This window comes from Pseudomonas sp. GW821-FHT04C07 (genome assembly GCF_059420325.1).
Map to the genome: position 1 here is coordinate 1 of NZ_JBWKTM010000025.1, position 13,431 is coordinate 13,431.

The 13,431-nt window shown below is 58.4% G+C and carries 11 protein-coding genes and 1 pseudogene; 4 read left to right on the plus strand and 8 right to left on the minus strand.

What is annotated here, in order from left to right:
• Window positions 1-178: 178 nt before the first annotated feature.
• The 6 genes from AC07UI_RS28800 to AC07UI_RS28825 all read right to left on the minus strand — a co-directional run bounded on the left by AC07UI_RS28800 (window position 179) and on the right by AC07UI_RS28825 (window position 7,971).
• Window positions 179-646, minus strand: a complete 468-nt coding sequence (locus tag AC07UI_RS28800; RefSeq protein ID WP_494995694.1) for an SRPBCC family protein — start codon at window positions 644-646, stop codon at window positions 179-181.
• A gap of 31 nt (window positions 647-677) precedes the next feature.
• Entirely contained in the window at window positions 678-4,139 is a 3,462-nt protein-coding gene (locus AC07UI_RS28805) for a non-ribosomal peptide synthetase (RefSeq protein WP_494995695.1), read from the minus strand.
• Between the two features lie 14 nt (window positions 4,140-4,153).
• On the minus strand, window positions 4,154-5,083 hold the full coding sequence (locus AC07UI_RS28810) for a diiron oxygenase (protein ID WP_494995696.1): 930 nt from the start codon (window positions 5,081-5,083) through the stop codon (window positions 4,154-4,156).
• Window positions 5,080-5,856, minus strand: coding sequence for a DUF3050 domain-containing protein (locus AC07UI_RS28815; RefSeq protein WP_494995697.1), 777 nt, complete (start codon window positions 5,854-5,856; stop codon window positions 5,080-5,082). Before AC07UI_RS28815 ends, AC07UI_RS28810 begins: the two co-directional genes overlap by 4 nt.
• 763 nt (window positions 5,857-6,619) lie before the next feature.
• On the minus strand, window positions 6,620-7,243 hold the full coding sequence (locus AC07UI_RS28820; RefSeq protein ID WP_494995698.1) for a thioesterase II family protein: 624 nt from the start codon (window positions 7,241-7,243) through the stop codon (window positions 6,620-6,622).
• A gap of 17 nt (window positions 7,244-7,260) precedes the next feature.
• The gene (locus AC07UI_RS28825) at window positions 7,261-7,971 is read right to left on the minus strand and encodes a GntR family transcriptional regulator (protein WP_494995699.1); all 711 of its coding nucleotides are present in this window, start codon (window positions 7,969-7,971) and stop codon (window positions 7,261-7,263) included.
• Window positions 7,972-8,566: 595 nt separating this feature from the next.
• Between AC07UI_RS28825 and AC07UI_RS28830 the strand changes: the two genes are divergently transcribed.
• From AC07UI_RS28830 to AC07UI_RS28845, 4 genes are read left to right on the plus strand one after another with little or no spacing between them, the layout of a single operon-like run.
• A complete protein-coding gene (locus AC07UI_RS28830) occupies window positions 8,567-9,463 on the plus strand; it encodes a TauD/TfdA dioxygenase family protein (protein WP_494995700.1) in 897 nt (298 codons plus the stop codon).
• Between the two features lie 24 nt (window positions 9,464-9,487).
• Complete coding sequence (locus AC07UI_RS28835; protein ID WP_494995701.1) at window positions 9,488-10,525, plus strand: ABC transporter substrate-binding protein; 1,038 nt, start codon at window positions 9,488-9,490, stop codon at window positions 10,523-10,525.
• 5 nt (window positions 10,526-10,530) lie between these two features.
• Complete coding sequence (locus AC07UI_RS28840) at window positions 10,531-11,391, plus strand: ABC transporter ATP-binding protein (RefSeq protein WP_494995702.1); 861 nt, start codon at window positions 10,531-10,533, stop codon at window positions 11,389-11,391.
• A 19-nt stretch (window positions 11,392-11,410) separates the two neighbouring features.
• Complete coding sequence (locus tag AC07UI_RS28845; RefSeq protein ID WP_494995703.1) at window positions 11,411-12,277, plus strand: ABC transporter permease; 867 nt, start codon at window positions 11,411-11,413, stop codon at window positions 12,275-12,277.
• Between the two features lie 96 nt (window positions 12,278-12,373).
• On the opposite strand, the pseudogene AC07UI_RS28850 reads toward AC07UI_RS28845, so the two are convergent.
• Window positions 12,374-12,448 (minus strand): annotated as a pseudogene (locus tag AC07UI_RS28850) (NYN domain-containing protein); the annotation flags it as partial.
• Window positions 12,449-12,712: 264 nt separating this feature from the next.
• Window positions 12,713-13,429 carry a DUF3142 domain-containing protein gene (locus AC07UI_RS28855; protein ID WP_494995704.1) on the minus strand — a complete coding sequence of 239 codons (717 nt, stop codon included), beginning with the start codon at window positions 13,427-13,429 and terminating at the stop codon, window positions 12,713-12,715.
• Between the last annotated feature and the right edge of the window lie 2 nt (window positions 13,430-13,431).

The window sequence follows — 13,431 nt, forward strand, 5'->3', positions numbered from 1 at the left end:
ACTCAGCAGTGAAACGATGCATCGCCGATGGTAGTGTGGGGTTTCCCCATGTGAGAGTAGGTCATCGTCAAGATTAAATTCCAAAACCCCTGTCTGCGTGAGCAGACAGGGGTTTTGTTTTTGGGTTGAAGCAAAAAAAGCCCGCTGCGGGGATGACCCGCAGCGGGCTTTTTCATGTTCAGGCAAACAGTTTGAGCACGTTGTTCATCGAGTCATCGGCAAAGCCCTGAACGAAGTCCTTGAAGCCAGGCAAGGCATCGACGCCGCCTTGAGTCGGTTCGGCAATGATGGTCCAGGTCGCTCGGGATTTGCTCTTGCCCAGCGGCTCGACGGTCATGGCGGCCCACAGGTTGGCGACGCCCAAGGTGTTGTAGATCGTCGTCCAGGTCATGCTCAGTGCCTGATCGTCCCGCGAGTTGAGTTGCTCGACCACCAGATTACCGTCCTTGAAGAACTTCTTGCGCAGCGAGGTCACGCCTTCACCGGTCATCTCGATGTGCGACAACGCGGGGATGAATTTATCGAAGCCGGCGAAGTTGCCGACCACGTCCCACACACGCGGTGCGTCGGCAGGAACCTCTACCGAGGACACAACGTGGCAGCCATGGGGATTTTTGATCAGGGTGTCAGGTTGCAGAGTAGTCATGGTGTGCTCCAGTTTGGTTGGGGGTGATGAATCAGATGAAGTCGATTTCTTTCAGGTAATCGCAGCCCTTGCGCAGCAGCGCAGGGGATTTTTGCGGGTAGTGCTCGCCCATCAACCGGACGCCGGCCTGGGCGTTATCGTGGCCGATCATCGAAATGTCGCCGATGTCTTCCTCGAATCCGTTTAGATAAAAACCCAGCACACCGAACAGCGCGTTTTCGCTGTCGACCTGGCCCAGTTGCTGTTGCCAGTCGGCGACGCTGACCATGCGGAACTCACGGCCGGCCTCGCGAAAGGACGCCACGTATGCGTCCCAGCTCAGCGGCTCGGGGTTGTGCAGGTTGAACACAGCCTGCTCGGGCTGATAGCGGCTGGCATGAAAGGCGATGAAACGGGCGAGAAAGTCCACCGGCATCAAGTCGAAGTTCAGGGCGAACTCTGGCACCTGCCCCAGTTGAATCGAGCCTTTGAGCATCAGCATCAGGCGGTTTTTGTGGGGTTGGCAGACACCGGTGAGGCTGTTGAAACTGATGTTGCCCGGCCGATAGAGATTGACCCGAACCCCTCGCTCGCGAGCGCGTTCGAGAATCCGTTCGCCGACCCACTTGGACAGGTTGTAGCCGTTCTTGATGTAAATCGGCGGCGTCTGCGCAGCAGGCTGTTCGAGGACCCGGCCATTGGCGTCGATGGTGCTGGAGGCCGAGAGCGTGGAGACGAAATTGAAGACCTTCTTGCTGCGCCCTTCGCACAATCGCAGGCATTCGAAAATCGGCTCGACGTTGTCCCGGGCCAGCGACGCGTAATCCATGACGTGATTGACGTTGGCGGCGTTGTGCACCAAGGCGCCGAACTCCCGGTCGAGCCGTTCGTAAACCTCGGGCGCAAGCCCCAGCTCAGGCCGGGTGATATCCGCCGCGTAGACTCGTACCCGGCTCATATCCGGATGCTCCAGACGGTTCTCGTGCAAGGAATGGGCAAAACGCTCGGCGGCCGTTTGCCCGGCACCATCACGCACCAGGCACGCCACTTCGGTCGCGCCCCAGGCCAGCAGCGCTTCGACGATGTGTACGCCGACGAAGCTGTTGGCTCCGGTGACGATCACTTTGTGCACGTCGCCCATCCGGCTGACCGGCAAGACCTGCACATCCAGTTCGCGGAAAGCATCGGCCATGGCCTTTTCGCTGAGCACCTCTTCGGTGCCGCTGCCTCTGACCAGTGTCGCCAGCTTGGCAATGGTCGGCACTTCTATGAAGCGGTTGATCGAGATGCTGCGCCCGAATTGCTCGCGTAAACGCAGGAGCATTCGCGACAAGAGAATCGAATGGCCGCCGAGGTTGAAGAAGCTTTCGTCGGTGGAAATATCGCTGGCCGGCAACTCCAGCAGCTCGGCCCAGAGTTCTAGCAACTGTGCTTCGTCGGCTGTCTCGGACAGTCGGCGCCGGGTGTTTTCGAGGAAGCTGACGGGTAGTTCCAATAGCGCTTTGCGGTCCACTTTGCCGTTGCTGGCGTAAGGCATGCTCGCCAGTTCGGTCCAGGCGGCTGGCTGCATATAGTCCGGCAGAAACTGCACCGCGTGTGCTTTCAACGCTTCGCGGGCCCTGCCCGGCTGGTCTTCCTCAGGTTGGGCCAGAAAGGCCAGAATCCGCCGGTTACTATCGATGACCACCGCAATCTGACGGTACAAATGGCTGTCGCGCAGGCACCGTTCAATCTCTTCCGGCTCGACCCGGAAGCCGCGAATCTTGACCTGATTGTCTCGCCGGCCGCAGAGCTCAATCCCATGGGCAGTCCACTTCGCCATATCGCCGGTGCGGTAGGCGCGCAGGCTTTGGCCGTCGGGCAGGCGCAAGTCCAGGTAGCGTTCGGCGGTCTGCAGCGGGTTATTCAAATACCCCAGGCAGACCCCCGGCCCGACGATGTACAGCTCGCCAACGGTGAGCTCGGAAACGGGCTGGAAGTCTTCATCGAGAATCAGCACCTGACTGTTGGCAATGGGCGCGCCTAGAGTACGGTTGTTGTCGCCGGCCAGGAGTTGCCGCGCGGTGATCAGCACCGTGGCTTCTGTCGGGCCATAGAGGTTGTACAGTCGACATTGTTGCGTCAGGCGTTCGATCACGTAGGGCTCGCAGACGTCGCCGCCGGTCATCACATGATCGAGACCCAACGGCTGGTCGAGCGGCAGAATGCTCAGTAGCGCCGGAGGCAGGAACCCATGGCTGAGCTGCTGGCGGCGGATCAGCTCGACCAATTGCAGCGGGTCGCGACGCTCATCATCGCTGGGTACGATCAACTCGGCACCCTGGATCAGCGTGGGGAAGATATCGATCAGCGATGAGTCGAAGCTCAGGGACGAAAACTGCAAGACCCGACTGTGTTCGGTCAGCTGTACATAGGTGGCGTACCAGGCGGTGAAGTGGGCCAGATTGCGTTGGCTGAGTAACACCCCTTTGGGATGGCCGGTGGTGCCCGAGGTATACAGCGCCATGCAGGGCGCGTCGCTGTCAGGGCGCCGAGGCATCAACGGTAGCGAGAGATCCGCGTTGCAGGCGTCGATGCGGCTGATGTCCAGCCCGGGCATCTCGGTGCTGAGCGCATGCTGACCATCGTGAAGCAGCAGCACCGCACCTGCATTCTCCAGGATGTACTGCTGGCGTTGCAGCGGATGACCCGGCTCAAGGGGCAGATATACTGCGCCACTGCCGAGAATTGCCAGGATACCTGCGTAAAGGGCACTGGATTTCGGCAGGCAGATACCCACAACCAGCGACTTGTCGACGGAGCCGTGTTGCTCCAGCAGCGGCTGTAATCGCTGCTGGATCGCTCGGCTTTGAGCGTACAGGTCGCCATAGCTGAGGGGCGTGCCTGCAATGTTCAGCGCTGGCCGGCTGGTGAACTCCTTGAGGCTCTGTTCGAGCCTTTCGATGATCGGGGTTTGTGCGCGTAGCAACAGGTCCGGTTGGCTGGTGAGATTGAACCGATGCTCGTAGGCCAACCGCTCCAGCGACAGCAGGTTTTCCTGATGCCCATGGCGGTCAGGTTCGAGCGATGTGGTATCCAGGAAATACCCGGCATCGCGGGAGAAGCGACTGACCAGCACGGCAACACTGTCCACCAGCTCGGCAACGGCTCTGATACGCAGCGCCTGGCCGTTGCCTGACGCTTCATCTGCCACCGGTAACCGGGTAATCAGACGCTGGTTAGCGTCCGAGCCATACCCGCAGAGCACTTCGAGTTGCGGTAAGCCTGATTCGCTCGGCGCCCCCACACCCAGTCGCAAGCTCAGCTGCGCGCAGTCGCCAAAGTCCCGCAGACGTTGCGCCGGGATCGTCAGGCTGCCGTCGTCGATCAGCAGGTCGGTGGCGCCGACGGGTTGCTCGTTCAGGGCGCGACTGTCTGTCAGACGAGAAAGTGTGTGGCCATGTTGTTCCAGTTCCAGCGCCAAGTCGTTGAAGGCCTGGCTCTGGCCTATGAGCAGAATGTCGAGACGTCTCATGATGTTCTCCTCGGTTAGACCAAATAAGCGCTCAGGGCGTCCTGCACACACGGCGAATCCAGCAACGAACTGCTGCGGAAAAACCGCACGATATTGGCGACCAGCGGGTGGTGGCGATTGATCGGAAAGGCCAGCCCGCAGACTTCGCTCTTGAGTGCCAGCCTTGCGGCGTCACTGATCTGCAAATGCTCGATCAACTGAAAGTCGAAGGCTTTCTGGATGTCGTTTGTCAGGTAATGGGTGATGAATACCGGCAGGATGTGCGCGATGCTTTGGCGGTCGGCTTCGGTTGCGCCGTGCCAGTAGATCCGCACCAACCGCGCCCAAAAACCGGAGTGGCGGCCCTCGTCGAGCAGGTGGTCAGCCATCAGTCCCTTGATCGATTGCTTGACTGTGTCGTCCTTGGCGAATGCTGCGACATCGTTGGTCACGGTGTTCTCGGCAATCGCCACGCAGATCAGCTCCACGGCGGCGCGCAGATGTTCTGGAGCCAGCGCCAATGCCGCGGGAATCGCTCGGCTCAGCTCGATTTCACGCGGCAGTTCTATTGGCGCGATGCCGGTCATGGCGATGGTCTGTTGCATGAAGTCCATCGCCACCAGCGCGTGGTAGTCCTCATCCACCACCACGGTCATGGCGTCATACCGACAGGCGAACGGGAAGGGCACCGCGAAGCGATTTTTGGCAATGCTGCGCGCGGTTTTGTCGACGATCTCCGTTTCGAAGATCACGACATCGTTGATGAATTTGTAGAGCGTTTGTACCAGAGCAAAATCCCTCTGCTCGGGGCACTCGCGCAAAAAGGTTTCGCCCAGGACCAAGGGTTGGCGGCTCAGTGGATAGATCAGCTTGTCATCGTTCTCGAGCATGCGCCGTGGGCGGGTGCGGATGGTTGCCCGGCCTTCCCAGGCCTCGGCGAAGGATTGGTAGTCGGCGGCGTTCATGCGCTCACCTCGACGGCTGGTTCACGCATGCTCAAGCGTAAGCCGTCCCACAGTGCGATACGGCTTTGCACGGCGGCGATTGCGGCGGTGTAAACGTCCTCTTCGCGTTGCGGGTCGCCATCGACCAGACGCGCGAGGAGTTTTTCCGCGGCTGGGCCATGGTCTTCAGAATCGACCTCGATATGCCGTTCCAGGTAGTAGCGAAAGGTCGGAGCCTGTTCAATTCCAATGCCCCAATCGTCGAGGATGCGCTGGAACATTTGCGGGATGACACTTTCTCGACCATGCAGAAATGCCGCGGCGACGCTATGGGCCGGCGCGTGCAGCGCCGTGTGCAGGGTATGCCTGACGAAGCTTGCCCCCGCCGGGTCAACCTCCACACTTTGCAGGGCGGTGTCGTAGGTCACGCCTTCGCGTTGCAGCGCCACGAAGCGTTCGACCGCAACGGTGCTGGCGCCTACTTCGCGCATTGCATCCAGGTACAACTCGAAATGGCTGTAATGACCGTGATCGACTCGATCATCCGTCTCTTCACCCAAGACGATTTCATTGATCAGCCGAGCCGCTTGAGGGTCTTGTGGAGGAAGCCATGGCAGCTGGACGCAGGTGAGTTCCTGTTGCAGACGTTTGGTCAACGACATGAAGTCCCATACGGCGAACACATGGGTTTCCATGAAACGTTGAAGTATCGGCAGCGAGTTTATTTCAGCAAAAATGGGGTGCGCGCTCAGCTCTGCTTTTTTTAGTTGAAGGAGTTCTTTGTTCGCTTTCATAGGGGTGCCTCTAACTTGTTAGTGTGAGTTGGGCTAATGACATTTTTATAAATAGTGTTGAGTCGGGTTTTAACTTTTTAAAGGGCGAACAAGTGCCTCAAGCAAAAGTTGATGGGGTTTTAAGGTCGAGGCTGATTATGCAAGGCAAGGCCCGGGTTGATAGCCTTGTTCGCCATGGCGTGGGCCTGGCTGTAGATTGCGATTCAGCTTCCGATGCCGGTGATGCAGATCATCTGCCGACATGAAGGTGTTGGGCAAGTTCATGTCGGCGGAGAAAAATTAATACACGGATAAGTAGTGAGCAAGTATTTTTTATATTATTTGAATGGTGCAATTTTTCAGGGGCGAGAAGTTCCACTAAAACTATTGGCATTAGTTTTATCGAGATGAAGTTGCTCCTTCCGGCTTATATAAGTCAGAATTAAAATAAATGAGTGAATGCCTCACTCGAAGCAACTTTCTGGTTGGTGAGTTGGAGTTATTTGATGGTGTAGGAGGGGGGCCGGCCGCAGCCCGATCCTTCCCTTCCTGTGGCACGCCTCCTTTTGTTCGTCCATTGCGCGAGGGCTGTGTGGGCAGATTCGCACGCCGCTCGTCCATTTTTAGTCGACAAACCCAGAGTGGGCCCAAATGGATGGCGCTGCTATCACTGACGTATGGGTAGAGGAGGTTTTAAATGCTGGAAGTGGGAGCTGGTGCTCAGCTTCTGGCGACTGCAGAGGTACGTGTCAGCAGGCGGCTGCAAAAGAAGGACTTTTGCAGATTATTCGCTGAGCAGCCCGAGATGAGTGTTGACGATCTGCAAGAGACGCTGCCGCTGGGGCGTGATGAAAAGATGGTTGCCGGTCACCTCGATAAGTTCGAACTCGCGGCGAGTGAACTCACGCCAATTCACCATGCTTTCAACCGGGGCCTGCGGGTCTTCACTGCCACAAATGGCGGTCAACGGCACGTTCAGGCTAAGGTCTGCCGAAGGCTGTGAGTGCAAGAGCGGCGATATAGGCGGGCTATCAGGGCTGCGGCGACCGGAAATGAACAGATGACGGGTCTGCCCAGGACACTGGGCTTCGCTCAGCCTGGCCAGTTCAAAGGCCAAAATGGCGCCGAGTCCATGACCAAACAAGGCATGCGGCTCGGATAGATAGGGTTTGAGTGCCGTGAATGAGTCCGCGAGCAATGGCGACCATTCAGAGTCGGGTGTTTCATCCTGGCGTTCGCCATGGGTGGGAAGTGTGAATGTGAGCAGTTCGATGTGATCGTTCAGACCTCCCGCCCAAGTGCAGAACAGGTCGGAGCCGGCCCCTGCCTGAGAGAAGCAAATCAACCGGATGTCGGTGGGCTGATCGGTGTTGAACACGGTCAGCCACTTGCTGTCTTGAGTGTGCAAAGCCTTCCCCGCGCGCTTCACTGCGGCGCTTTTTTGCCCAGAGGATCAAGACTGTTCAGGTAGCGGGTAATGACTTCGACACCTCGGTTGAGGTGATTCTCGAGTGCTTTTACACACTGCTCGATGTCCCGTTCTTCGGCTTTTCGAAGCAAGTGGCGATGGTCGTCCTGGGAGATTTTTCCCAGGCCCATGGCCTCAAGGTTGAAGCGCAGAAAACGCTCCTCTTCGATCAGACCGCTTTCGACCAGATTCAAGAGCCGGCGGTTGCTGGCCTTGCCGTACAGGGTCATGTGGAACAGGCGGTTGAGCGTACCGATTTCGGCGTAATCGGTTTCGGTCTCGAGGGTGTCGATATAGCGCGCGGCCAGGGCGAAATCATCGGCGTCGAGCAAGGGAATCGACAACCGTAGGGCTTCGGATTCCAGGAGGATGCGCAGGGCATAAGTTTCTACGGCATCGCCCTCGACCAATGGCGCGACAATGGCACCTTTGTGTGCGATAACGTGCAGCAACGATTGAGCTTCGAGTTGTCGCAGGGCCTCACGCACCGGCATGCGACTCACCCCGAACAGATCGGCCAGGTCTTGCTGGCGAAGTGCGGTTCCACACGGCAAGCGACCATCGAGGATAGCCGAACGCAGGGTTTCCTCAATAACTGAGCGCGCGAGGTGGGCGGGTATTGGCCCGTTAACCGTAATACTGCTCAAAGGGTTCGGCTTCTGTGCCACGACGACGCTACCCTGTTTCTGAAATGGGTGGGAATTATTGGATCCAATGCACACTAGTGACTGCCCGGGTACTTGTCAAACCGCTTGAGGTTCCCCCGCCAGCAGATATTTTGAACGCTCGGTGCGGCAGTTCGGTACATCTTAACAGTAGCCTTTGCAGGTACTGCCACCGCACTCGCTGAACGTCATTGATTCCTCACTCAAGCTTAGCGTTCGCGCTGGCTGTACGCCGACGCGATCGCTGCCAGTTCCTGATCGACATCATCGCCATGACCGCGCCGCTGTTCGTGATGAACGTCTACCACCGCCTCGTACCGAACGTGGGAATGCCGCCATGGACGCTCCGCGTCCACTGTGACGCAGAGCGTCACGGGATGTATCCCCACGCAGAGCATGGGAACAATCGAGCGCCATTCAACAGGTCATATCGTTATGCGCTAACGGTATTTAAATGCTTGTTCTTATATCTATAAAGTCAACCTCCTGCGTACAGGCCGACCAATCGGCGCGCCGCACGAAATGAACGAACACGGGACACCTCCGTGAGTTTCTGATCGACGCGCGCCACTGGGCGTGCTTTGCGTGGGAGTGATGTATGTCTGTACTTTCTGTCTCTGCGATTGCCGCGAGCATCGCGCCACAATCCTTCGAAATTCGCCCGTTCAGCGGCGCGGTGGGTGCCGAAATCATCGGTCTTGATCTGGCCCGCCCACTCAACGACCAAGACTTCGCCCGCATTCACCGCGCGCATCTGGATCATCATGTCGTGGTGTTCCGCGACCAGCGCATCAGCCCCGAACAACAGATCGCCTTCAGTCGTCGCTTCGGCGTGTTGCAGATCCACGTGCTCAAGCAGTTCCTGCTGGCTGGCCACCCGGAAATTCTCGTCGTCTCCAACATCATCCAGAACGGTCAATCCATCGGCCTGGGCGACGCCGGCAAATTCTGGCACTCCGATCTCTCCTACAAAGAACTGCCGAGTCTGGGCTCGATGCTGCATGCCCAGGAACTGCCTTCTGAAGGCGGCGACACGCTGTTCGCCGATATGCACAAAGCGTGGGATAACCTGCCGCAAGCGTTGCGCAATGCGGTCGAAGGGCGCTCGGCCGCGCACTCATACACGGCGCGTTACAGCGAAACCAGATTCGAAGGAAGTTGGCGCCCGACCCTGACCCCGGAGCAGCTCGCTCAGGTCAACGAAGTGGTGCATCCAATCGTCCGCACCCACCCGGAAAATGGCCGCAAGGCGTTGTTTGTCAGCGAAGGTTTCACCACTCGCATCGTGGGTCTGCCGGAAGACGAAAGTCGGCAACTGCTCAATGAGCTCTACGCCCACAGCGTGCTGCCCGACAACATTTACCGTCACCAATGGCAGCCCCACGACCTGGTGTTCTGGGACAACCGCTCGTTGATCCACCTCGCCGCCGGTTGCCCAAGCCATCTGCGACGCAAGCTTTATCGCACCACCATCCAGGGCGATGCCCCGTTCTGATTGACCGCATTCCGGAGAGTGACCATGTCCAAACATATTCAAATCGTGCCGCGAATCGGTCGGCTGGCAACCGCCATCGGCCTGGGGTTGAGCCTGCTCGCCGGTAGCCTTGTCGCACCGACGGCAGCTCATGCCGAAGGCGAGATCCGTATCGCCGAGCAATTCGGCATTGTGTACTTGCTGCTCAACGTCGTGCGCGATCAAAACCTGATCGAGAAACATGGCAAGGAAGAGGGTGTCGACATCAAGGTCGACTGGACCCAACTGTCCGGCGGCGCGGCGGTCAACGATGCGTTGCTTTCCGGTTCCATCGATATCGCCGGTGCCGGGGTCGGTCCGCTGCTGACCATCTGGGACCGCACCCACGGCAAGCAGAACGTCAAAGCCGTGGCCTCGCTGGGCAACTTCCCGTACTACCTGGTGAGCAACAATCCGAAGGTCAAAACCATCGCCGACTTCACCGAGCAGGATCGCATCGCCGTGCCTGCAGTCGGCGTTTCGGTACAGTCGCGCTTTCTGCAATACGCCGCCGCCAAGCAGTGGGGCGATAAGGAATTCAACCGTCTGGACAAGTACACCATCGCCGTTCCGCACCCCGACGCCACCGCGGCGTTGATCGCCGGCGGCACCGAACTGACCGGGCATTTTTCCAACCCGCCATTCCAGGATCAGGCGCTGCAAAACCCCAATGTACATGTGGTGCTCAATACCTACGACCTGCTCGGTCCGAATTCGCCGACGGTGCTGTTCGCCACCGAGAAATTCCGCAGCGAGAACCCAAAGACCTACAAAGCCTTCATCGAAGCGCTGACCGAAGCCGCCGAGTTCGCCCAGAACGACAAAGGCGCGGCCGCCGACACCTATATCCGCGTGACCAAGGCAAAAATCGACCGCGCCGACTTGCTGAAAATTATCGACAACCCGCAGTTCGAGTTCAGCGTGACGCCGAAAAACACCTACCCGCTGGCTGATTTCCTCTACCGCGTCGGCGCGCTCAAAAACAAACCCGAGTCATGGAAGGACTACTTCTTCCAGGATGCAAAACCGCTGCAAGGGAGCTGACAGAAATGAATGCACCTCTGCAAGGCCACACGGCCAGCAACCCGATTGCAGCAGCTCCTGCGCTGCTTTCGGTCGATAACGTCAGCCTGGAATACCGCACTGCGCAGCGAGTCGTTCGGGCGACTCACCAGGTGAGTTTTGAGATAGATCCGGCAGACCGTTTTGTTTTGCTCGGCCCTTCGGGTTGCGGAAAATCGACCTTGCTCAAAGCGGTCGCCGGGTTCATCCAGCCGTGTGAAGGCCAGATCCGCCTGCAAGGGCAAACGGTCAGCCAACCGGGGCCGGACCGGATCGTAGTGTTCCAGGAATTCGATCAACTGCCTCCCTGGAAAACCGTCAAACAGAACGTCATGTTCCCCTTGCTCGCCTCCAAAACCCTCAAGCGCCGAGAAGCTGAAGAACGGGCGCAGCACTACCTGGACAAGGTCGGTCTGGCGGCATTTGCCGATGCTTACCCGCACACCTTATCCGGCGGCATGAAAGCCCGCGTGGCGATTGCCCGGGCCTTGGCCATGCAGCCGAAAATCCTGCTGATGGACGAACCCTTCGCAGCCCTCGACGCCCTGACCCGACGCAAGATGCAGGAAGAATTGCTGCTGCTCTGGGAAGAGGTGCGCTTCACCTTGCTGTTCGTCACTCACTCCATCGAAGAGGCGCTGGTGGTCGGCAACCGGATCCTGCTGCTGTCGCCACATCCGGGGCGTGTGCGGGCGGAGATCCACAGTCATCAGTACGACTTGCACAGCCTCGGTGGCGTGGAATTCCAGCAATCGGCGCGGCGCATTCATCGGCTGTTGTTCGACGAAAGTCAGACGCCTGAAACCGAACGCGAATTGAATTTCGCCGATATCCGTATCGCTTATTGAGCTTCAAGAGGATAGCCCGATGAGCCATTCATCATCTGTACGCCAGGAATACGAAGTTGTTCTGGAGCCGCTGCTGACAGTCCCGCCGGAGCGTGAACTGCCCCTCGGTCAGCGTCTCTGGCAACAAGGCTGGTTACGCAAAAGCCTGATCCTGATTCTGCTGGCCGTACTCTGGGAGTTGGTCGCGCGTTACCAGAACAACGACCTGCTGCTGCCCAGCTTCCTGCAAACTGGCAGTGCGCTATACGACGGCCTGCTCAGCGGTGAGTTGCTGGGCAAGGTCGGCATTTCACTCGTGGTGCTGCTCAAGGGTTACGTGATCGGCATCGTCCTGGCCTTCGCCTTGACCACTTTGGCGGTGTCGACCCAGTTCGGTCGCGACCTGCTGAGCACCCTGACCTCGATGTTCAATCCGTTGCCGGCCATTGCCCTGTTGCCGCTGGCCCTGCTGTGGTTCGGGTTGGGGCAGAACAGCCTGATATTCGTGCTGGTGCATTCGGTACTGTGGGCGCTGGCGCTGAACACCTATGGCGGATTTCTCGGCGTCTCGGAAACCCTGCGCATGGCCGGCCGAAATTACGGTCTCAAGGGTATCCGCTTCGTGCTGTTCATCCTGATCCCGGCAGCGCTGCCGTCAATCCTCGCCGGGCTGAAAATAGGCTGGGCCTTCGCCTGGCGCACATTGATCGCCGCCGAACTGGTATTTGGCGCCACCAGCGGCAAGGGCGGGCTGGGCTGGTACATCTTTCAGAACCGTAATGAGCTGTATACCGACAAGGTGTTTGCCGGGTTGGCGGTGGTGATTCTGATTGGGTTGCTGGTGGAGAACCTGGTGTTCGATTCGCTGGAGCGGGTGACGGTGAAGCGGTGGGGAATGCAGCGTTAAGTCTATGGTGAGTGTTTGCAGATAATGCGCTCACCAATACTCCGGTTTGATTGCTGGTGCTTTACGTGTTGGCACCCGAAGCGGGAACTGATGCGCCAGGAGTTCCTCAGGGGTGCCAGCCAGTAGGCCATAGAAGAGGTTATAACCATCGACGAAGAAAGCAGTACGCACAATTCCAATCCCTGGAAACGAAAAAACCGGCCGATGCCGGTTTTTTCACCCCAACTGCCAGCGAACTTAATCTCTGCGTACGGGGTTGATTAGTGGGGCCGATGCTAAGTCGAGTTGGAACGGACGTCGATCGTTGTCTGATAAAAAAACTATTGAGGTCCAGTTAAAACATCAACTTCGCGATGCGCGTTTTTTGCATTTGTGGCAGGTGCTCGTCAAGGTAAGGCTGGCTCTACTCTGTTAGCTTGTATTACGGGTCACCCCCTACCGATTCTGCAAAAACACCACATACCCCCTGAACCACTCACTGTCCTTCAAATACCCCGGCGCCTCCCATTCCCCACCCTGGATCAAACCCACCTTGAAGGGTAATCCCAGGCGGTTCAGCCGCGGCAGATAGGCGCTGTAGTTGGGGATGCTGTGGCGACCTTGATAGGTTTGTACCACCACTTCGTCGATCACACCTTTGAGTTGGCCGATTACTTCGGGGTCGGCGTGGCTGCTCCAGTCCATCAGTCCGGTGATGCTCAGGCGGTACTGAGCAGGCAAGCGCTGGCGCAGGTCTCGCAGGAAGCTGACGTATTCATCCAGGTATCGGGTGCGGGCGTCGAAGTCGATCTGGATCCCGACGACCGGATTGCCCGCTTGTTGCCAGCGTTGCACCTGTCCGAGCAGTTGGCTGTAGACCGCTTCAGGCCAGCGCAAGGTGTGGGCGCGGTAGACTACCCAGACTTCGCCTTGGGTCAGGCGTGGAATCGCGATGCCCTGGGCGATGAAGTGCGCGCCGCGCTGGGGATAGCGCTGCGATTCGCTGATCTGGCCTTGCAGGATGTACAAGGTCTTGGCCTGGGCCAGCACCGGTTGCGATTTGACGCCGCTCCATAGCCAGAAGGCGTCATGTTCACTGGCGTCGACGGCGGCCGGTGTCGGGCCGGCCCAAAACAGCCAGATCGGCAACAGGCAGCACCAAAAATGCTTCATGG